Genomic DNA, 21,433 nt, shown 5'->3' on the forward strand with positions numbered 1-21,433 from the left:
CTTTCGTCCCGGGCCGGAAAGGCCGACACTCCGCCCAAGGTCCGAATGGTCGGCATGCGCTCCTTGCGCCCGGTCAGAATCTTGTGCGGATAAGCCTGGTGGCCGACGTCCCAGACCAACTGATCTTCCGGCGTGTTGAATACATAATGCAAGGCCACGGTCAATTCCACCGTGCCCAAGCCGGCCGAGAAATGCCCGCCCGATAGGCTCACCGTGTGGGTCAGGTAGGCGCGCACTTCGTCGGATAATTGTTTCAGTTGGGTCTTGCTTAATAACCGGATATCGGGCGGATTTTGGATGGAATTGAGTAAGGGGTAATTTTTCGAAAGAGGCATGTTGTTCTTAGTTCCTTGGATTCATCGGGCGGGTGTATCAATGGGTGCGCTCGATGATATACAGCGATAATTCACGTAATAAATCGGCTTCGCTGCCGAATTCGCTCAGGCTTTCGACGGCTTGTTCATGCAGTTCCTGTGCTTTTTGTTTGGCGCCGGCCAAGCCCAACAGGGCCGGGTAGGTGGGTTTATCGTTGTTCATATCCTTGCCTTGGGTTTTGCCCAGGGTTTCGGTATCGCTTTCGATATCCAGTATGTCGTCTTTGACCTGGAACGACAGGCCTATGCATTTGGCGTAATGGTCCAGTTTTTTGGCGACGTCGGCGTCGAGTTCCGGTTTGGACAGCGAAGCCAGATTGACGCTGGCGCGGATCAAGGCCCCGGTCTTATGAATGTGCATATTCTCCAGTTCGGGTAGATTCAGTTTATGGCCAACCGAAGCCAAGTCTATGGCTTGGCCGCCGACCATGCCTTGCGAGCCGCTTGCGCGGGTCAGTGCCGAGATCATTTTCAAACGGGCTTCGGCACCGACCTGGATTGAAGCATCGTTTGCCAGGATTTCGAAGGCCAGTGCTTGCAGGGCATCGCCGGCCAGAATCGCGGTCGCCTCGTCGAAAGCCTTGTGGCATGTCGGCTTGCCGCGGCGCAGGTCGTCGTCGTCCATCGCCGGCAAATCGTCGTGTATCAATGAATAAACGTGTATGCACTCCACGGCGCAGGCGGGCGCATCCAAAACCTCTTCGCTCAAACCCAAGGCCCGGCCGGTGGCGTAGGTCAGCATCGGGCGCATGCGCTTACCGCCGTTCATCGTGCTGTAGCGCATGGCCTGATGCAGGGTTTGAGGCAATATGTTTTCCGCCGGCAGGCGGGCGTCCAGGGCGCGTTCTACACGGTTTTGGCAGGCAATCAAGTAGGTTTTTAAATTACTCATCGGTAAAGGGCTCCAGGCTTTGTTGGCCGTTTTTTTCTAATAGAATTTGCACTTTTTGTTCGGCGTCCTGCAAGGCTTGTTGGCAGGTGCGAGTTAGTTTGATGCCGCGTTCGAAGGATTTCAAAGACTCTTCCAGAGAGATATCGCCGCGTTCCATTTGTTCGACCAGCTTCTCCAGTTCTTCCATCGCCTCTTCAAAGTGAGATGCGCTTTTTCTTCTCGACATATAATGTTATAGCAGTGCTCAAAATGACCGAGCATTATAGTATGAATTGACAGCCAATGATGAGGAACAATGAGTAATGAATATAACGCCGCCGCGATCGAGGTCCTGAGCGGCCTCGATCCGGTGCGGAAACGGCCGGGGATGTATACCGACACCACGCGCCCGAATCATCTGGTGCAGGAGGTGGTGGACAACAGTGTCGACGAGGCTTTGGCCGGCCACGCCAAAAGTATAGAAGTCACTTTGTATAAAGACGGTTCGGTGAAAGTCGTCGACGACGGCCGCGGCATGCCGGTCGACATTCATCCGGAGCAAGGCATTCCCGGCGTCGAGGTGATCCTGACTCAATTGCATGCCGGCGGCAAGTTTTCCAACAAAAATTATCAATTTTCCGGCGGCTTGCACGGAGTCGGGGTGTCGGTGGTCAACGCCTTGTCGGAAAAGTTATTGGTCGAAATCAAACGCGGCGGCGGTATTTACCAGATGGCGTTTGCCGGCGGAGAGAAAGTCGGCGAATTGGCGCAGACCGGTACGGTGGGCAAATACAACACAGGCACCAGCGTGCAGTTTTGGCCCGACGGAAAGTATTTCGATTCCAACCGGATATCGGTATCCAAATTGAAGCATGTGCTGCGGGCCAAGGCCGTATTGTGCCCCGGCTTGAAAATCACGCTGGTTTCGGAACTCAGTGACGAAACCATCGAATGGTGTTACCAAAACGGTTTACAGGAATATCTGCTGGACAGAGTCGGCGACGTGGAAATTTTTCCTCAGCAACCGTTCATGGCCAACATGGCCGCCAGCAACGAGGCGGTGGAATGGGGCATCGTCTGGACGCCGGAAAGCCTGCCGGAGACCATCGCCGAAAGCTACGTCAATTTGGTGCCGACCGCCCAGGGCGGCACTCACGTCAACGGCCTCAGGGCCGGATTGACCGAGGCGATGCGCGAGTTTTGCGATTTCCGCAATCTGTTGCCGCGCGGCGTCAAGATCGCGCCGGAAGACGTCTGGGAAAATTGCCATTTCGTGCTGTCGGTCAAACTCGAAGATCCGCAATTTTCCGGGCAAACCAAGGAGCGTTTGAGTTCGCGCGAATGTGTGACTTTCGTGTCCGGCGTGGCCAAGGATACCTTCAGTCTGTGGTTGAACCAGCATCCGCAGGAAGGCGAGAAGATCGCCGAGATCATTTTGGCAAGCGCGCAGAAGCGGCTGAAATCGTCCAAGAAAATCGTCCGCAAGAAAATCACCCAGGGGCCGGCTCTGCCCGGTAAATTGGCCGATTGTTCGGCGCAGGACATCGGCCGCACCGAGCTGTTTTTGGTCGAGGGCGATTCGGCCGGCGGTTCGGCCAAGCAGGCGCGCGACCGCGAATATCAGGCCATCATGCCGCTTAGGGGCAAGATTCTGAACACTTGGGAAGTCGATTCCGGCCAAGTCATGGCTTCGCAGGAAGTGCACGATATCGCCGTGGCATTGGGCATAGAGCCCGACAGCGACGATCTGCAAAATCTGCGCTATGGCAAGATCTGCATTTTGGCCGATGCCGATTCGGACGGCAACCACATCGCTACACTGATTTGCGCGTTGTTTTACCGGCATTTCCGGGCTTTGGTCAAAGCCGGCCACGTATTCGTGGCGATGCCGCCCTTATATCGCATAGACGTGGGCAAAAAGGTATTCTATGCCTTGGACGAATCCGAGCGTTTGGGCGTGCTGGCCCGTATCGAAGCGGAAAAGCTGAGCGGCAAGGTCAATATCCAACGTTTCAAAGGTTTGGGCGAGATGAATCCGTCGCAATTGCGAGAAACCACGATGAACCCGGATACCCGCCGCCTGGTGCAATTGACCATAGAAGAGCAGGACGAAACCTTCGAACGCATGGATTTATTGCTGGCGAAAAAACGCGCGGCAGACCGCAAGAGCTGGCTGGAAGAAAAGGGCAATTTAGCCGAAGTTTGATGTGAATAAGGATTACGAAGATGATTGAATTCGGCAAAATGAATGCACTGAAAATCTGTGGGGAGCGCGATGGCCGATTTTATCTCGACGCGGGCGAGTACGGGCCGCTATTGCTGATGGATACGGCGCCGTCCGGCACCCGGGTGGGCGACGAGCTGGCGGTGTTTGTCTACATCGACGGCAATAACCAAACGGTGGCGACCTTGCAAAGGCCCAAGGCCCAAGTCGATGAAGTGGCCTGGCTGAAGGTAGTGTCGCTGAGCCACGCCGGCGCGTTTTTGGATTGGGGCTTGCCGAAAGATTTACTATTGCCGTTTAGCGAGCAAAAAGGCAAGTTGGTCGAAGGCCGGTTTTATCTGGTGCGCTTGTTTTTGGACGAAAGCAACCGCATCGCCGCATCGATGCTGTTGGACGATTTTATCCGGGACGAGGGGTTTTATTATAAAGAAGGACAGGCCGTAGAGTTGATCGTGGCGGACTTTACCGAATTGGGCTTCAAGGTGGTGGTCGATCAAAAATATTGGGGGCTGTTGTATAAAGACGAGGTATTCCAAACCTTAAAGCGCGGCCAGAAATTACAAGGGTTTATCAAGAAGGTGCGCCCCGATCATCGCTTGGACGTGATATTGAGCCAAGAAAAATACGGTCAGAAAGTAGATAGTACCCAAGCAAAAATCCTGGCGATTTTGGAAAAGCACGGTGGCTTCGTTCCGCTAACCGACAAGAGTCCGCCGGATGTGATTTACGATACCTTCGGCGTCAGCAAGAAGGTATTCAAGCAAGCGATCGGTGGCTTATACAAACAGCGTAAGATCGTGATTGAAGATAAAGGCATTCGTTTGGTGGGTGAGAGCTGAGGCCCCGCATCGGTGCCGCGGGGGACGAGCTCTTCTTCTCGCGGCCGGCGCGCTCCGGGCGTGGCGATGCTCAATAGCGTTGTTTGATGAATGCCAAGGCTTTCTTCGCCAAGTCATCCGAGTCATGCCATAGATTACGCCAGACGCATAGCGTATTAGATAAATTCGGGTCGACCACTTCGGATGAAAAAGATTCGAAGGTAATCGGGCCTTGGTAATTGATTTTTTTCAGTGCTCCAAAGAATGTGTCGAAGTCCACATTGCCGGTGCCGAGATAGCCTCTATGGCTTTCTCCTATATGTACATAGCCAAGTCTGTCGCCGGCAGCCAGTACCGATTTTTCCATACCGTCTTCTTCGATGTTCATGTGGTAGGTGTCCAGGTGCAAATAGGCATTGGGCCGGTTGACTTCGTCCAGAAAGTCCAAACCTTCGATTCCCGTGTTCATGATATTGGTTTCGTAGCGGTTCACCACTTCCAGGTTGATGTTGATGCCCTTGTCGGCCGCGTAGTCCGCTAATCGCCGCATCGCGGCAACGGAGTTAGCCCGGTTTTGGGTGGATGCCGGACCGGGATATTTGCCTAGCGCGCAATAGATCACGCCGCATAGTTCCTTACCGCCGATACCGTGCAGCACATCGGTGGCCTTACGTAGTAATTCATCGCCTTTGGCAACGATGGCGGGGTTGGTGCTGGTTACGTCGGTTGTGGCGGATAGTCCCAGCGATGCATGAGCGCGCAGATTAAATTCTTCAAGCAAATCCTTGGTCAAAGCCACGTCTACTTTCCATGGGTCCAGTAAGGCGATTTCAATATAATCGTAACCGGCGCGGGCCGCACCGCTGATTGCTTTGCGAGCGTCTTCCGGGCTCCAATCGCCCGCCCAAACCAAAGCATGGCCGCCGTATTCCAAGGGTTTCGTAGTCGTCATAGCCGCTCCTTTTTTCAATTACCGTGTTTTTCGCAGGCGTCGATTTTAAGATAAGCCAATCGGCGCGCGCAATGCCTACTAAGCGACGTGATACGACCTCAATTTCGGTAATCGCCGTGTTTCAAGTATCCAAATCCATGAGGTTTAATGATATAGGTGGTTGAGTCGCTTGCTGCCTCGTTGATTGGAAAGGTCGATCGAAACCTCTTGCCAGTGAGCCAATAACTGCGAATACATGTCGCGGCTATCCGGTAATGCTTGCGTGGCTGGGTGGGCTATTAGTTGTTTTAGCTGTTGAACAATGACATTGGCCAATTTTGGACAATGGTGGCCGCTGATAAAACGGGTCATCATCATACAAGTGGCGGCATGTAGCTGGTTTATTTCATGCTTCGCGATAGCGGATTCGACTGACTGCATAACAACCTCGAAATTTAGGAATGATTAATGACGGCGCATTCAGGGTTCTTGGAGGATGCTTGAATGCGCCGTGACAGCACGAGAGAAAGCCATCGGATGTAAATGATAATGATTATCAATAACGTGTCAAGTAAAAAGTTACACGCTTTGATATAGAAAATGCAAGGCTGCAAATTGCTAAATCGGGTTCGCTATAATCGCTGCCGCTTGGTATTCTTGGGGGCTTGCGTTATCCTCATCGGCTTAGTTTTTAGCTGTCCATATTCATTCAATGAAAACTATACCCAAACAACCTCACCCCTCCGAGCTACAGGCCTTGCATCAGTTATATCAAAACGGCCGAGCGCCTCTAGCCGAGGCACAAGCCAAGGCCCTGCTGGCGCGTTTCCCCAAATCCCTGGCCGTGTTGAATTTGTTGGGGATGTGTCTGCAGGTACAGGGCAAGTTGCGGGAAGCGGCCGACAGTTTTCGGAAGATGCTGGCTTTGGATCCGCGTATTGCCGAGATTCATTTCAACTTGGGGGCGATTAATACGCAATTGAATGACGTCAAGGCAGCGATCGGTTGTTACCGTAAAGCCTTGCAGCTCAAACCCGATTTGACCGTGGCGCATTTCAATCTGGGAGCCTTGCTGCAACAGCAAAACCAACTGCAAGACGCGGGCAAACATTATCAGCAAGCCGTGGCTCAGCAGCCCGGTTTTTACGAGGCGTGGGCCAACTGGGGCACCGTGCTGCAATTGGCGGGCGATTTAAGCGGCGCGGAGAATTGCTACCGCAAGGCCTTGAATTTGAAGGCGGATGCTCGCGGCTATTGCAATTTGGGCACGGCGCTGTACGCGCAAGGACAACATCCGGCCGCAATCGAAGCCTTCCGCGAAGCCTTAGGCCTTGACCCGCAGTTATCCGACGCTTGGAACGATCTGGGCGAAACCTACCGAGATCAAGGCAACATGGAAGAAGCGGTGCGCTGCTACCGCGAAGCGTTGAAGGCCGAGCCGATGCACGCACGCGCGAATTACAATTTGGGCGAAAGCTATTGTCTGGGTGAACAACTGGAACAAGCCGTACCCTATTTTGCGGCATCCGATTTCGCCGATGCCAAAGAGCGGGTTCTGCAATGCCTATATAAGACTAGGCAGTTCAACGAATTCAAGCAGCGCTTCGATGACTTGGTTAACCATAAACCGCACAGCTCGATACTGATGGGCACCTTGTCGACTCACTATGCGATCAATTTTCATCAGGACAACCCCTATAAATTTTGCCGAAATCCGATGGATTTTGTGCAGCATACTCATATCAGCGAATTGTCCGACTTCAATGAACCGTTATTGGGGCAGTTGTTGCATGACATCAAGTCCCTGGCAATAGCCGAGCGCAAGCAAGGGCGGCTCTATTACGGCATACAGTCGGCCGGCAATCTGTTGCAGCGGGCCGAACCGTCTTTCCAGAAGCTGGCTGCTTTGATCAGGGCCAAGGTCAGAGCCTATCGACAGCATTTTTTGACTAAGGATGATGCGTTGATACGTTTGTTTCCGAAAGAATTGGAATTTGCCAGCTCTTGGTATCTGCGGATGAAGCAGGGGGGATATTTGACCTCGCATATTCATGAAGAAGGTTGGATCAGCGGCTGCGTCTATCTGCAATTGCCTGATAAAGGCAACGATGGTCACGAGGGTAGTTTCGAATACGGCACCGACGGCGATGACTATCCACGCTTGCACGATGATTTTCCAAGCCGGATCGTCGATCAAAAAGTGGGCGACTTAGTGCTGTTTCCGTCTTCATTGTTCCACCGCACGATTCCGTTTCAATCGGATCAAGAGCGGGTATGCGTTGCATTTGACATCAAGCCTCGAGCCTGATTCGAGTCGATGTTTGCGGAATACAAAGTAATTATTTGTTGCGAGAGTCATCGTGGGAGCGACGCTACGTCGCGACAAAGTGTCGCTTCCACAAGTTCTGTTTCTATTTTTCCAGAACGATGGCTTGGTTCCATGATCGTTAGGTTTAATTGAAAGTATTCCGATGCAACTGGAAACGAATTAGGCATGAAAATTTATCAGCTTTATCGACGTCAAGAACTTGCGCTGTCTAGGCAGGAAGCATGGAAGTTTTTCTCGTCTCCGTACTATTTAAACGAAATCACACCCGATTTTTTCAACGTCGAGATAACATCGAAAGTGCCGGAAAAGATTTATGCCGGATTGATGGTTAGCTATCGGATGAAGGCCGTATTCGGGGTTCCGATGGCATGGCTGTCGGAAGTGAGTCATTGTGATGAACCCAATCGATTTGTCTATCGGCAGGGCGTGGGCCCTTTTAAATTCTGGAGTCATGAGGTTTGTTTAACCGAGATGGAGGACGGAGTTCTATTGGAAGACATCGTGTTTTATGCAATGCCATGGGGATGGTTGGGAGAATGCTTGCATGCACTATTGATTGGGGCTAAGTTGAATCAAATTTTCGATACCCGGCGCAATTATTTGCAGGTCAGTTGGGGTGTCGACCGAAAACGAACGCCATAATGCCTATATTCATTATTTGCTGTTTATTGCTAGCTTTTTTGGTGAAAAGTCAGAGTGTTTATCTGCCTTTTCTGATCGGTCAGCCGGTATGGCTCGCCGGGGTCAGTTTGTCGGTCATTTTTTTGTCGGCCGCTTGGTTCAAAAAGCTGTCCAGCGTTGTCTGGCATGACGGATTTGCTTGCGGCGTGCTATGGGCGTGGTATGCGGATTGGCAGCCTTTATTCGATAGCGAAGCGCCTATGTTCTTTGTTTTTCCGATTTATTACGCGCTGTTAAGTGCTTGGATGACGCTAGCGATCATCAATAAAAGCGCTCATTTCGATGTTGAATCGCGGAACGCGTTACGATATTTGCAAAATAACCTGGCTCGATTTGATACGCGTTTGCTTGGAGTTTTCGTGTTGATCACTCTAATGTTGCCCGATCACTATTTGCTGTATCCGGTTGCAATGACATTGTTCATCGTTCGTTACACGTTGCAACGTTGCCTGGAAATAGTCGACTGTCGGTGATGGTCATGCATTCGGCAATAGCTCGCCCCAAATAGCTAATAGGTCGGACAGCTAAGCAAAAGTCAGCGCCAGATTAGGAAATTTGGGGTAGGATAGAAAAGGAACGTCCGAGACCTTTCTCTCCCAATAACAACTAAACCGGATATGACAGGTAAAAAAGACTCTCTTTATTTGCTACTGATCAGCGTACACGGTTTGATTCGTAGCCATGACCTGGAGTTGGGCCGAGACGCCGATACCGGCGGCCAAACCAAATACGTCGTTGACTTGGCCCGGGCCTTGGGGCTGCAAAAAGCGGTCGCGCGTGTCGACTTGGTCACGCGCCAAGTAGTCGATGCGGAAGTTAGCGCCGATTACGCCGAAGCGATCGAGCCGCTAGGCGACCGTACGCAGATCGTGCGGATTCCGGCTGGTCCCGAAGGTTACATTAGGAAGGAAGAGCTGTGGGATAGTCTCGATATATTCTCCGACAACCTGCTGCATTGGTTGAATCAGCAGTCGCGCATGCCGGATGTGATCCATGCTCATTACGCCGATGCCGGATATGTCGGTACGCGTTTATCGCATCAGACCGGTATTCCGCTGGTGTTTACCGGACATTCCTTGGGGCGGGACAAACGTACCCGCTTGCTGGCGACGGGCCTAGACAGCGAGCTGTTGGAACAGCGTTATCACGTGTCACGCCGGATCAATGCGGAAGAGGACGTTCTCGCCACTGCCGATCTGGTGATTACCAGTACCCGCCACGAGATTGCCGAACAATACGAGCTTTACGATTACTATCATCCCGAGCGCATGGTGGTAATCCCTCCGGGCACTAATCTGGAGCAGTTCTATCCGGCGGCCTCGGATATCGGACCTATTCCTTTCAGCCAGACCTTAAAGCGATTTTTAAAACAGCCGAAAAAACCGATGATCCTGGCTTTATCCCGGCCGGATGAACGTAAGAACATCGGATCGTTGGTCAGAGCCTACGGGGAGTCGAAAGACTTACAGGCGGCAGCGAATTTGGTCATTATCGCCGGCAACCGCGATGATATCCGCGACATGGACGAGGGTGCGCAGTCCGTGCTGACCGAGCTGTTATTATTGGTGGACCATTACGATTTATATGGCCGTATTGCCTTGCCCAAACATCATACTCAAGAAGAAGTGCCGGATATTTACCGGCTGGCGGTTCAGTCCAAAGGCGTCTTTATCAATCCGGCCTTGACCGAACCGTTCGGCCTGACGTTGTTGGAAGCGGCGGCATGTGGTTTGCCGTTGGTGGCGACCGAAAACGGAGGGCCTGTCGATATTATCGGTAATTGTCACAATGGTTTATTGGTTGATCCTCTGGATACGGCGGCCATTGCGGATGCTTTGTTGTCCATATTAGCGGACGAGACGAAATGGAAGTCGTTTTCTGAGGACGGTCTGAAAAACGTCGTTCGTTTTTACTCCTGGGAGGCTCATGCCGGCCACTATTTGTCCAGGCTGCAGGGCTTGCTGGCCCAACAGCCGCGCATACTCAAAGTGGTTCGTGAACCAAAGGCGCCGCGCTATCGAAACCGAGCCATTTTTTCCGATATCGATCAGAGCCTGCTGGGAAATGGAGAGGGTTTACAGCGCTTTGTACATTGTTTACGAGAACACCGCAAGACCGTGTATTTTGGTATTGCGACCGGGCGCCGCTTGGATTCCGCTCTCGCCGTCCTAAAGAAGAACGATGTGCCGGTTCCCGATGTATTAATCACCAGTCTGGGAACGGAAATTTATTACGCGCCCAACATTCATGCCGACATCGCTTGGAGCCGGCATATCGATCACCACTGGAACCCAAAAGCGATTCGGAGAATTTTGGCCGATGTGCCTGGGCTGATATTGCAGCCGGCCAACGAACAGAGCCGTTTTAAGATTTCCTATCATTACGATGCGGAACGGGCGCCGACCTATGAAGAGATCGTTACATTGCTGCGACAAGAAGACCAAGCGGTTAATGCCAATCTATCGTTCGGGCAGTTTTTCGATATCGTTCCGGCTCGGGCGTCCAAGGGTTTAGCATTGCGTTATTTTGCCCAGCAACGGAAGATTCCGCTGGAGCGTATATTAGTCGCCGGCGGTTCCGGTGCCGACGAGGATATGATGCAGGGCAACACCATGGCAGTGGTGGTGGCCAACCGGCATAGAGAAGAGTTGTCGAAGTTGTATGAGGCTGAACGCATTTATTTCGCTCAGCAGCCGCATGCCTTAGGGATAGTCGAAGCCATCGAGCATTACGATTTTTTCAATGAGAATAAGGATAGCGGATGAGCGAACGAATACTGATTTGTACCGATTTGGATCGAACCTTGTTGCCAAACGGTAGTGCGCCGGAATCGCCCGAGGCCAGGCCGTTATTTACGGCGTTGGTTTCGCGACCGGAGGTATTACTGGCTTTTGTTTCCGGACGCCATAAAGAATTGGTTGAGCAGGCGATTGCCGAATATCAATTGCCGCAGCCGGATTTCGTGATCGGAGATGTCGGCACGTCTTTATATGAAGTGAGCGCAAACGCTTGGCGCGTATCGGAAGCCTGGGCTAATGAGATTGCGCCCGATTGGGCGGGGCGCGATCATGCCGATTTGCATCGCCTGTTTGAACACTTGCCCGGTTTAATTCTGCAGGAAGATGCCAAGCAAAACCGCTTTAAGCTCAGTTACTACTTGGGGATGGACTTTGACGTTAAGCAATTAATGGCGGACATGCGGAAACTTTTGACTGCGGAAGGCGTTAAAGCGGAATTGATTTACAGTGTCGATGAAGCCAAAAAGGTGGGATTGCTGGACGTGTTGCCCGCCAGCGCGACCAAATACCATGCGGTGGAGTTTTTGATCAAATCGCTCGGTTTGGACTTAGACCATACCGTGTTTGCCGGCGATAGCGGTAACGACTTACCCGTATTGGTGAGTCCTATTCATTCGGTTTTGGTCGGCAATGCCAGTAACGAAGTGCGGGACGAGGCATTAAGCTTGGCCAAGCAACAAGCCACGGAAAATGCGCTGTATGTGGCGAAAGGTCATTTTATGGGTATGAACGGCAACTACGGCGCCGGCATTTTAGAGGGCGTTGCCCATTATCTGCCTGAGACTCAACAATGGATGAAGTTCTATGACCGATAAAACCATACAGATTTTTGGCGAGGTGCTGTTCGATCAGTTTCCGGACGGAAGCAGTGTATTGGGCGGCGCTCCGTTTAACGTCGCGTGGCATCTGCAGGCGTTTGGACTGCACCCCCGTTTTATAAGCCGAATCGGCCGCGATCAGGCCGGAGAAGCGGTAAGACAGGCGATGCAGGAATGGAAAATGGATCTTTCCGGTTTGCAGCGCGATGTGGAACATCCGACAGGCGCGGTCCGGATCAGCATAGAAAACGGCGAGCCGAGTTATCTGATTGTGCCGGATCAAGCATACGACTTTATCGAGGCCGCGGAATTGCCGTCCGGTCGCGACGATGGCTTGTTGTATCACGGTACCTTAGCCTTACGGAATGAAGTGTCTCGCCGGGCTCTTACCAAGTTGAAAAGCCGCCATAAAGGCGGCGTGTTCATGGATGTTAATTTGCGCGAACCCTGGTGGAATAAAGCCGAGGTGTTGAAACTGGTGAACGAAGCCGATTGGGTCAAGCTGAATCAGCATGAACTGGATGCCTTACACAGCAGCTCGTCCGACTTCGACAGCGCCATGAGGCAGTTTTTACACGAGCACGGCCTGAAAGGTTTGGTGCTTACCCGCGGTGAAGAGGGCGCGATTGCCATCAATGCGGCCGGTGAAATAGCCGAAGTCCGGCCGCTTCAGTCTTTAACGGTTGTCGATACTGTCGGAGCCGGAGATGCGTTTTCCTCCGTGCTCATGTTGGGTATTCATCTTGGCTGGCCATTACAGCAAACCATGGAAAGAGCGCAATTTTTCGCTTCGGATCTGGTCGGTTACCGCGGAGCGACCGTGCATGATCGAAATTTTTATCAATCGTTTGTAGCTGCATGGCAATTGTAAAATGATCGCCGTTTCCTTTTTGGCTCGAAAGCCTTTATCGGCTTGTAAAAACGGATGGAAACGCCGACAGATCCTAGGACGCGACGTCGTTTGCCATAAACGAATCGAAGTCTTCGACCGTCAATGGACGAGAAAAGAGATAACCTTGTCCGTAATCACAACCCGCTTCTCTCAGCAGATCACATTGCTCTTTGGTCTCGACGCCTTCGGCGATCACTCTCATACCCAGCCGGTGCGCCATCGTGATAATAGCTTCGCATAATACTCTGTCACTAGAATCAAGCGCTAGATTGCGCACAAACGATTGATCGATCTTAAGATAATCGATGTCGAATTTTTTTAGGTAAGACAACGATGAATAACCCGTTCCGAAATCGTCTATCGCTACCTGAATTCCCGCATCGCGTAAATTTAAAAGTTGTTTCGAGACGATTTCGCTAGCATCCAGCAACAAACCTTCGGTTATCTCAACCACGATGCTATGGCCCGACAGTCCCATTAATTGCAGATTCTTAGACCAGCCGTACCCTACCGCATTGTAAAATTGGATTGGCGATTTATTAATACTGACTTGGAAATCTTTGCCGTAAGCAATTTGCCACGCCGCTACTTGCTGAGCCACCTGATCGAACACCCAATTTCCAATTTCTATGATTAGCTGAGTTTCTTCAGCTAGCGGGATAAACTGGGCCGGGCTGATTATGCCTTTTTCCGGATGTTTCCACCGAATTAGGGCTTCGGCTTTATGCACGTTTCCGGAAATAAGTTCAACGATAGGCTGATACAACAAATAAAACTGTTTGTTGTTCAAGGCTGAACGCAGGTCGCTGATAGTTTCCGAACGCCTTTCGGCTTCAACTTGCATTGCTGGTGTGAAATAACGCCAGCGGCTTCTACCGTCCCGTTTGGCGGCATACATGGCTTGGTCGGCGTATTTCAACAGGCTGTCGGCGTTTGCGGCGTCGTCCGGAAATATGGTGATACCGATGCTGGCGGATACGTAAGTCCGCTTTCCTTCCAAATCGAAAGGTTCGGTGAAATGCCGCGATATTTGTTCTGCGGTTTGTTCGATGCAATCAATGTCGGAAACCTCGTTCAAAATGACCGCAAATTCGTCACCGCCCAAGCGAGCCAGTAAATCAGTGTCTTGAACGTAACTCGACAACCGCTTTGCGACCGCTTTTAATAGTACGTCGCCCAAATTATGGCCGGCCGACTCGTTGACTTCCTTGAAACGATCGATATCGATGATCAGTAAGGCCAGTTTTTCAGTGTGACGGGATGCTTTCCTGATGTCGCGCTGCAAGCGCTCGTAAAAGCGGCTACGGTTGGGCAAACCCGTTAACGGATCGAAGTTTGCCTGACGCCATATGGTTTCTTCAGCTTGCTTCTTTTCCGTTATGTCGGAAAAAATGCCCAAGTAATTTGTGACGACACGTTGATCATTCAAAATCGCGGTGATACTCAACCACTGCGGATACGGTTTACCGGCCTTGGATTTATTCCAAATTTCGCCTTGCCAGTGGCCGCTGCGATTAATGTCTTGCCACATTTGCCGGTAAAAATCTTTTTTGTAACGATTGGACGACAATATTCGAGGATTTTCGCCTAACACCTCTTCTTGTTTGTATCCGGTAATTCGGGTAAATGCACGATTCACCGAAACAATATGGTTATCCTGATCGGTAATCATGATGCCTTCGATGCTGTTTTCGATGACTTTGTTCGACAGGCGCAGTTGTTGGTTGATTTTACGTTGTTCCAGTACGATGCCGATAATAAAAGAGCCGATTTCCAACAAAGCGCAGTGAAACGGGCCCGGAAGGCGATGTTCGAAACTAGACAAAGCGAATGAGCCGATGACCTTGCCGCCTTTGCCTTTAATAGGCATCGACCAACAGGCACGGATATTAAAATTAGTCGCTAGAAGGCGAATATCCTGCCAACGTGGGTCGGTAAAAGTATTTTCAACGTAGACGGGTTCGCGACGGTAAATCGCATTGCCGCAAGAACCGGCACATGGGCCCGGTCTCAATCCATTCAGCTGGGCGATTCCTTCTTGAGGTATGCTAGGCGCGACGAAAACATTCAAATATTGTTCTGAATCGTCCAACAACATGACCGAGGCTACCGAATTAGATACCAGTTGTTCCTCCAATAAACAAAGCGTTTCGCAAATTTGTTCGCATTCATGACCCAGAGCCACTAGTTTTAATACTTCCTGCTGAAAACGCAAAATTTTGCCTTGCTCTAGTTTACTCAGCTCGATGTATTGGGTGGCTTTGTCTAGCGAAATGCAAGCATTTTGAAGACTATCCCAATCGCGAGAACTTAATTGATTATCCATAAGCTAGAAGCGCATTGGTCTTGAAACGGGACGTCATATGAGATAGAAATATTTAATATCAATTTAAGTCTAGCTGATGGTCTAACTACGTCCAATTTCATCGGTTAATAAATTTACAATTAATAGCTATATCGTAGCGCTGCAAAGCCAAGAATTTTGCGGCTTTGCTTATTTCAATTGTAGTCAAAATGCCTTGTTATGCAGAAAGTCGGCTGATTTTTAAACCAGGCAAGCGCTTGAAATTACCAAATCGGCTACCCAAAAAGGCAACAAACGATTGACCTGAATAGGTAGGTCTTGTGGTCGACTACTCGATTGTCAACCGCATAATTGGCTAATCGTACTTGGACGGCCACGTGAGCCGATCCCGGTAAAGCCATAACAAGGCCAGAAAGAACGCCAATAACCCGATGGCAAAAATGAAGATAGCCCAACCGCCGTCATTGTTGCTATCGGAATGACGACGCGGATGACTCGTCTCTTGTCTGGTCGTTAAGCGTATATCCAAATCGTCACTCAAGGTACGCCGGCCGTCGTTCCAGGTGAGGTGGACGTGATGCAACTTGCCGTCCGCCACGCAGTCCGGACAATCAATGCGAAGCCGATAGGCCTGGGTAATTCGTTCATATTGCTGCTGATAGGCTCTATCCAAACGGTTAATGTCGGCTTGAATAAAGTAGCCGCCGGATTCCGATGATAGCAGGTTAAGTACCTCAAGCCCTTTGCGTTTCCTCTCGGTCAGAGGTTCTGTGACAAAACCGATGCTATAAATCGGCACTCGGTATTCCCGGATTTGCCTGATGACGTCGTCGAGCGACGTTCCTTCCGGGCCGTCGCCGATTCCATCGCTAAGCAGGATTATTGCTCGGCGGATCGGCAGGTTCGGTTGCCGACTGCGTCCGACATTAATCGCTTCCAATAGACCATGGTACAAACTGGTTTCCGCGTCGGTGATTGCCAGCATATTGATGGCGTTGGTCAGTTTGAACCGATTATGGGTAAACTGAAAATCATGCCGCATCTCGTGTCCGAAAGTGACCAAGCTTGCTCTGTCTTTCGCATTCATACCTGCAATCCAATGATGCAACGCCCGTTTGATTTGCACTAACTGACGGCTTCGAAGCGACCTGGAAATGTCGACAAGAAATATATAACCGATACCTTCGCCGGTCTGGCGAAAATGGTCTATGCCGAATACTTTTGCGGGATGATCGCCTAGGCTGACGTTGAGCTGATTACGTTCGATCGGTTCATTAGACGGAAGGTTTGCCCAAAGGGTCAAAGTTGGTAGGTCGGCTTGTACTTGTAATATCCGCAGATCATTACCCTCTTCAGCCTGCGCAACTGGCGCTAACAGCCCAAGCAAAAAAAACCAAACATAAGGCATAATGTATTCTCCTTGTTTTTCTAAGCATTAAGGCAAGGGTCCAAATAAAGACGTTGCTTCCCGGGTCCGTCATTGGCTTGAAAACCTCTTATTACCAGACGAGATCGCGCCGCAAACTTTAATTGAAACCGGAGCACATGCTATCTATGGCGCTCCAACCTTTTCGGCAATTTTTTCGTTTGCCAGCTCTACTGTGAGAGCCTAAGTCGTTCGTAGCCAGCCTATTCTGACAGCTTACGCCACGAATGTAAGGTAACCATTGTTATCCGACAACTCAATAGTAACCCTCGATTGTAAAGCTCATTTCCCGTCTGACTGGCGGGCGGTCGCGCCTTGACTTTTGCATAGTCGCATTGGCACCGGTGAAATTACGGTTCGTAGACAGCGCTTTGCTGCAATTTCGAACTTTACGCGCCTAAAATCGCTCAGAGCGTATAGTCTTAGGCCGATGCTGATTCCTCGCTTGTCTTGTTGCAGGGCTTGAGTGAAACATGTGCGGATAAATGCATCCACAAGATCCTACCAGGAATTGTCGCATCTTCTTCATGGCATAGCGGTGCGAAATTTCGCGTTACCCACTTTTTTCGGACCGGTTGCGTCTTAGGATTTGGCCAAAAACAACTTCCCGTTTTGCCGGTGCGAACCCTGGGGCATACCGAATGAAGAGCGCCGTGAACCCTTCCATGGGGGCTTGACGGCAGCGTCCTTGCTCCGACGTCCTCACTCGGTGCGTCCCCAGTGACTATTGCCATATCGGGAAGTTATTTTGGACGATATCCTTAATTGAAGCGATTACACCCAAGCGCAAACGTTTCAAAACGACGGAAAATAGTTTCATTTGAAACGTTTGTTTCATTATTTATCAGCTTGAAACAGGCGTGAAGTCATGTCGCGAAGATTCTGTCAAAAAAACAATAACTTATATATTTAGTGATGATTGATTAAGTTGGCATGCTATTTGGTATCAGTTAATTAGATATTTCTAACTTAATCCGTCAGGAGAGAAAAGATGATTTTCAGACAACTTTTTGAAACCGAAACTTCCACTTATAGCTACTTATTGGGTTGCGAGCGTTCTCGTCGGGCGCTGATCATAGACCCAGTAGTATCGGAGATCGAGGTTTACGCCGATTTACTGCAAAGCTTGAATCTTAAATTGATTTACACGATGGAAACCCATGTCCATGCCGACCACGTCACCGGCGCAGGTTTATTGCGTGAAAAACTGGGCAGTAAGAGCGTGGTGCATAGAGATGCCGGAGCCATGTGCGCCGATTTATTGGTTACTGATGGCGTAACTTTGCAGGTGGGCGATCTAGAAATTGAAGTGCGACACACGCCAGGCCACACCAGTGGTTGTGTAAGCTACGTGATGGCGGATCGCGTATTTACCGGCGATGCCTTACTAATCGGCGGTAGCGGTCGTACTGATTTCCAACAAGGCGACGCCGGCCAGCTTTACGACAGCATTACCGGAAAACTGTTCAGTTTGCCACCGGACACCTTGGTGTACCCAGGCCATGATTACAAAGGCGACACCGTTTCCACCATCAAGCAGGAAATCGCGAAAAATACGCGGCTAGGCGACGGCAAGTCTCGTGAAGAGTTCATCGCTATCATGCAGGAGCTGAAACTAGCTTACCCGAAATTTATCGATCAAGCCTTACCCGCGAACCAATCTTGCGGGATGGTAGCCGAGCAAAACTAGGAGCTTTTCATGTTGCTGACGCTGTCGCTGTCGCTAATTATCGGTTTGTTGCTCGGATTGCTGGGAGGCGGCGGGTCGATTCTAACCGTACCGATGCTCGTGTATTTACTGCATGTCGAACCGAAAACCGCCATTTCCACGTCATTCGTTGTGGTGGGTTTATCGAGCGTACTGGCTCTTGTTCCGCATGCGAAACGTCATTCGGTATGCTGGAAAAGCGGCTTGTTCTTTGGACTTTCCGGCATGGCCGGCGCATTTGGCGGCGGTCGATTGGCTGCTTTTTTTTCCTCCGATTTATTGATGACACTATTCGGTTTGGTTAGTTTGACGACCGGTTTATTGATGTTGCGTCGTGCAAAAACAGTAAAACACAAGGTTTCGCAACTACCGACCATGGAAGTCTGTCCATTGCGTGTTCCCTATTTGCGCGTCTTGTTCGACGGCTTTTTCGTCGGCGCTTTAACTGGCATGGTCGGTGTCGGCGGCGGCTTTTTGATCGTTCCTGCTTTAACCTTACTCGTCGGATTGCCGATGCAGAGCGCGGTAGGCACCTCCCTGATGATCATAGTCATGAATGCGCTGGCCGGTTTAAGCGGTTACAGCCAACATGCCGAACTTGATCTAACCTTAACGCTAGAGGTCGCTGCAGGCGCTTTGGTTGGCAGCGGGCTGGGCGCCATATTATCGGGCTATATCAAGCCGGCCTGGTTGCGGCGAGGCTTTGGTGTGATGGTGGCCGCTGTTGGCCTTTATGTGTTGTCGCAAGCCTTTACCGCTCAATTGTTGCTGGATACAAGCGACTGGTTAGGTAACGCCCATAGCGAAGTCTGGCTGGCATTGGCTTTGTTATGCGTATTAGTATTATTGCGCATCGGAAGTTGGATTCATAAAACCGATTCGGTAATCTTTGAGACAGAGCACACGGCGGACGAACATTGAATATGCAACCACAACGCTTTCAACAATGGCAAATTAGTTTCAAGCTTTGGGCGGATCAAGTTGGCGACTTACTAATCGAAGCCTTTCATTATTTGGCCTTATTCGTCATTGGCGCCAGCATCGTTTGGTCGGCGGTATTTGCCTATATCGGCATGATGAAACAAGGCCAAGCCAGTATCGGTGATATTCTACTGTTGTTCATTTATTTGGAGCTGGGCGCAATGGTCGGCATGTACTTCAAAACCAACGTCATGCCGGTGCGTTGCTTGATTTATGTGGCAATTACGGCTTTAGCCCGATTAGTTATCGCCGATGTACAGGCTCACCATGAAGCCGGCATCAGTATGTTATGGGTATCGTTAGCGATCTTATTGCTGGCCATATCGACTCGCGTTATTCTGAAGCCAACGTCGGACGACGGCAAATGACCAAAGCGACAGGGATACGACCACTATCATAACTATTATAACGAGAACCAAATCAGGTCGAGGAGCAAACATGCAACACAATACCAACCTTCACCGTCGCCGCTTCTTTAGTCAAGCAGGCGCCGGCTTATTGGCTTGGGTAGGATTACCCGGCTGGTTACAAGCCATGGAAGGAATGGGACACATGCCGAAAATGGCGCCTCACAAAGCATCGCCAAACTTCAAGCCGGACGTTGAAATCAATCTGGTGTGCAAACCTTCGACTATCCATATCCTGTCTGGTAAAGCAACCCGTGTACAACGGTATTTCGCCAAGCTAGTCAAAGGCCCCGCAAACACATTAACCGAAATACCGGGTTCTTATCTGGGCCCCATACTACGTTTTCAAAAAGGCCAAAAAATCCGGATCAACTTACATAACCAACTCAATGAAGTAACGGTAACCCATTGGCATGGTCTGCACGTTCCCGCCAACATGGACGGACATCCCTTATATTCGATTGACCCAGGAGAAACCTACGTCTACGAATTCGAAATGCTGAATCGCGCCAGCATGAATATTTACCATCCGCATCCGCATAACATCACCGCCCGCCAAGTTTATCACGGATTGGCCGGTGCGATTTTAGTTAATGACGAGGAAGAACGTCGACTGGATTTACCCAGCGCTGAATACGAAGTGCCTGTCGTCATTCAAGATCGCTTGTTCGACAGCAACAATCAACTGATCTATGCCAGCCATATGCATGACCGCATGATGGGCTTTTACGGCGACCGAATTTTGGTCAACGGTTTGCCGAATTTTCATCTGGATGTGGCCAGCCGCGCCTATCGCTTCCGCGTACTCAATGCGTCGACTGCTCGCATTTACAAATTGGCTTGGGACGACAAATCCCCCATTACCGTAATCGGCACCGATGGCGGTTTGTTGGAGAAACCCCTCAACAAACATTATGTGATGCTGGCACCGGGCGAGCGTATCGATGTTTGGGCCGATTTCAGCGGACGTGAAGTCGGCGACCAGCTTGTATTGCGTAGTCTTCCCTTTTCAGGGGTTTTACCCGGCATGGCGGGGCACATGATGGGTGGTGGCATGCACGGCATGCATGGTTCCGGGTTGCCGGTTGGTAGCGATTATCCGATTTTCAGCGTCAAAGTCACCAGAAAAGTCAGTGACAGCCCCGCGTTACCGCAAACCTTGTCAACCATTAAGCGCTATACATTGAGCGATACGGCCAACCCCAAAAAGCCGGTACCGATTGAAATTTCGGAAGGGCCGATGCGTATGGTATTGAATGGTCGTCCTTATGCATATGACGATGTTCTACCCAGCGAACGAATTCCGGTGAATACCCTACAATTAATGGAAATTTTTCACGCTCACGGCGGCCATGGTCATGGCGGTGAAGGTATGCAACACGGCGGAAATCGCCACAAGCAAGACGATCGGTCCGAGTCGTCCGGACAGGGAATGGGTGGAGGCCGTCGCATGGGCATGATGGGCATGCGACACGGTAGTAGCAATGAGCAAGGCGGTCGCCGCATGGGAATGGGCATGATGCGCGGTGGCGAACAGGCGGCGGGCGGTGGAGGCCGTAACACGGGCGGCATGGGTATGATGATGTCTATGGCTCATCCCATCCATATGCATGGGCAATATTTCCAGATACTCAGTCGCAGCATCGCCAACAATGAGAGTGCCGATTACGCCACGGTCAAGGAGGGCTTCATCGACGAAGGATGGAAGGATACCGTTCTGGTCATGCCGGGCGAGCGGGTCAGATTGATCAAACCCTTCGAAGACTTCAAAGGCCTATTCATGTACCACTGCCACAATTTGGAACATGAAGATATGGGCATGATGCGGGATTTTTTAGTGGAATGACGATTACGCCAGGAGGTGTCGAAC

Annotated in this window: 19 protein-coding genes; 12 read left to right on the forward strand and 7 right to left on the reverse strand. The window is 50.7% G+C overall.

Features of this window, described 5'->3' with window-relative positions:
* From ACW73I_RS16085 to ACW73I_RS16095, 3 genes are all read right to left on the reverse strand, one after another.
* Window positions 1-335, reverse strand: a 335-nt coding sequence (locus ACW73I_RS16085) for a 1-deoxy-D-xylulose-5-phosphate synthase N-terminal domain-containing protein (protein WP_458030440.1), incomplete at its 3' end; no start/stop codon positions are given.
* Between the two features lie 37 nt (window positions 336-372).
* Window positions 373-1,266, reverse strand: coding sequence for a (2E,6E)-farnesyl diphosphate synthase (gene ispA / locus ACW73I_RS16090; RefSeq protein ID WP_458030441.1), 894 nt, complete (start codon window positions 1,264-1,266; stop codon window positions 373-375).
* Complete coding sequence (locus ACW73I_RS16095; protein ID WP_458030442.1) at window positions 1,259-1,492, reverse strand: exodeoxyribonuclease VII small subunit; 234 nt, start codon at window positions 1,490-1,492, stop codon at window positions 1,259-1,261. Before ACW73I_RS16095 ends, ispA begins: the two co-directional genes overlap by 8 nt.
* Before the next feature lie 69 nt (window positions 1,493-1,561).
* On the opposite strand from ACW73I_RS16095, the gene parE reads away from it, so the two are divergent.
* Both parE and ACW73I_RS16105 read left to right on the forward strand, forming a co-directional pair.
* Window positions 1,562-3,451, forward strand: coding sequence for a DNA topoisomerase IV subunit B (gene parE / locus ACW73I_RS16100; protein ID WP_458030443.1), 1,890 nt, complete (start codon window positions 1,562-1,564; stop codon window positions 3,449-3,451).
* A gap of 20 nt (window positions 3,452-3,471) precedes the next feature.
* Window positions 3,472-4,308 (forward strand): CvfB family protein, encoded by an 837-nt coding sequence (locus ACW73I_RS16105; RefSeq protein WP_458030444.1) that lies wholly within the window; start codon window positions 3,472-3,474, stop codon window positions 4,306-4,308.
* A gap of 70 nt (window positions 4,309-4,378) precedes the next feature.
* Here the strand turns inward: ACW73I_RS16105 and ACW73I_RS16110 are convergent, their stop codons facing one another.
* A complete protein-coding gene (locus ACW73I_RS16110; RefSeq protein ID WP_458030445.1) occupies window positions 4,379-5,239 on the reverse strand; it encodes an L-ribulose 3-epimerase in 861 nt (286 codons plus the stop codon).
* Between the two features lie 144 nt (window positions 5,240-5,383).
* Window positions 5,384-5,659 carry a hypothetical protein gene (locus ACW73I_RS16115; protein ID WP_458030446.1) on the reverse strand — a complete coding sequence of 92 codons (276 nt, stop codon included), beginning with the start codon at window positions 5,657-5,659 and terminating at the stop codon, window positions 5,384-5,386.
* Window positions 5,660-5,930: 271 nt separating this feature from the next.
* On the opposite strand from ACW73I_RS16115, the gene ACW73I_RS16120 reads away from it, so the two are divergent.
* The 6 genes from ACW73I_RS16120 to ACW73I_RS16145 all read left to right on the forward strand — a co-directional run bounded on the left by ACW73I_RS16120 (window position 5,931) and on the right by ACW73I_RS16145 (window position 12,715).
* Window positions 5,931-7,526 (forward strand): tetratricopeptide repeat protein, encoded by a 1,596-nt coding sequence (locus ACW73I_RS16120; RefSeq protein ID WP_458030447.1) that lies wholly within the window; start codon window positions 5,931-5,933, stop codon window positions 7,524-7,526.
* A gap of 186 nt (window positions 7,527-7,712) precedes the next feature.
* Window positions 7,713-8,189 carry an SRPBCC family protein gene (locus ACW73I_RS16125; protein WP_458030448.1) on the forward strand — a complete coding sequence of 159 codons (477 nt, stop codon included), beginning with the start codon at window positions 7,713-7,715 and terminating at the stop codon, window positions 8,187-8,189.
* Window positions 8,189-8,701 (forward strand): hypothetical protein, encoded by a 513-nt coding sequence (locus ACW73I_RS16130; RefSeq protein ID WP_458030449.1) that lies wholly within the window; start codon window positions 8,189-8,191, stop codon window positions 8,699-8,701. Before ACW73I_RS16125 ends, ACW73I_RS16130 begins: the two co-directional genes overlap by 1 nt.
* 144 nt (window positions 8,702-8,845) lie before the next feature.
* On the forward strand, window positions 8,846-10,993 hold the full coding sequence (locus ACW73I_RS16135) for an HAD-IIB family hydrolase (RefSeq protein ID WP_458030450.1): 2,148 nt from the start codon (window positions 8,846-8,848) through the stop codon (window positions 10,991-10,993).
* Complete coding sequence (locus ACW73I_RS16140; RefSeq protein ID WP_458030451.1) at window positions 10,990-11,841, forward strand: HAD-IIB family hydrolase; 852 nt, start codon at window positions 10,990-10,992, stop codon at window positions 11,839-11,841. The genes ACW73I_RS16135 and ACW73I_RS16140 overlap by 4 nt, the downstream gene beginning before the upstream one ends.
* Complete coding sequence (locus ACW73I_RS16145) at window positions 11,831-12,715, forward strand: carbohydrate kinase family protein (RefSeq protein ID WP_458030452.1); 885 nt, start codon at window positions 11,831-11,833, stop codon at window positions 12,713-12,715. The genes ACW73I_RS16140 and ACW73I_RS16145 overlap by 11 nt, the downstream gene beginning before the upstream one ends.
* A gap of 73 nt (window positions 12,716-12,788) precedes the next feature.
* Here the strand turns inward: ACW73I_RS16145 and ACW73I_RS16150 are convergent, their stop codons facing one another.
* Together ACW73I_RS16150 and ACW73I_RS16155 are read right to left on the reverse strand one after the other, a co-directional pair.
* The gene (locus tag ACW73I_RS16150; RefSeq protein ID WP_458030453.1) at window positions 12,789-15,062 is read right to left on the reverse strand and encodes a bifunctional diguanylate cyclase/phosphodiesterase; all 2,274 of its coding nucleotides are present in this window, start codon (window positions 15,060-15,062) and stop codon (window positions 12,789-12,791) included.
* 334 nt (window positions 15,063-15,396) lie between these two features.
* Window positions 15,397-16,449, reverse strand: a complete 1,053-nt coding sequence (locus ACW73I_RS16155; RefSeq protein WP_458030454.1) for a vWA domain-containing protein — start codon at window positions 16,447-16,449, stop codon at window positions 15,397-15,399.
* Window positions 16,450-17,458: 1,009 nt separating this feature from the next.
* Between ACW73I_RS16155 and ACW73I_RS16160 the strand changes: the two genes are divergently transcribed.
* The 4 genes from ACW73I_RS16160 to ACW73I_RS16175 all read left to right on the forward strand — a co-directional run bounded on the left by ACW73I_RS16160 (window position 17,459) and on the right by ACW73I_RS16175 (window position 21,409).
* The gene (locus tag ACW73I_RS16160) at window positions 17,459-18,157 is read left to right on the forward strand and encodes an MBL fold metallo-hydrolase (protein WP_458030455.1); all 699 of its coding nucleotides are present in this window, start codon (window positions 17,459-17,461) and stop codon (window positions 18,155-18,157) included.
* Window positions 18,158-18,166: 9 nt separating this feature from the next.
* Window positions 18,167-19,096, forward strand: a complete 930-nt coding sequence (locus tag ACW73I_RS16165; protein WP_458030456.1) for a sulfite exporter TauE/SafE family protein — start codon at window positions 18,167-18,169, stop codon at window positions 19,094-19,096.
* 2 nt (window positions 19,097-19,098) lie between these two features.
* Window positions 19,099-19,524 carry a phosphate-starvation-inducible protein PsiE gene (locus tag ACW73I_RS16170; RefSeq protein WP_458030457.1) on the forward strand — a complete coding sequence of 142 codons (426 nt, stop codon included), beginning with the start codon at window positions 19,099-19,101 and terminating at the stop codon, window positions 19,522-19,524.
* A 70-nt stretch (window positions 19,525-19,594) separates the two neighbouring features.
* Window positions 19,595-21,409, forward strand: a complete 1,815-nt coding sequence (locus ACW73I_RS16175) for a multicopper oxidase family protein (RefSeq protein ID WP_458030458.1) — start codon at window positions 19,595-19,597, stop codon at window positions 21,407-21,409.
* Window positions 21,410-21,433 lie beyond the last annotated feature (24 nt).

The sequence above is a fragment of the Methylomonas sp. MgM2 genome (assembly GCF_054172045.1).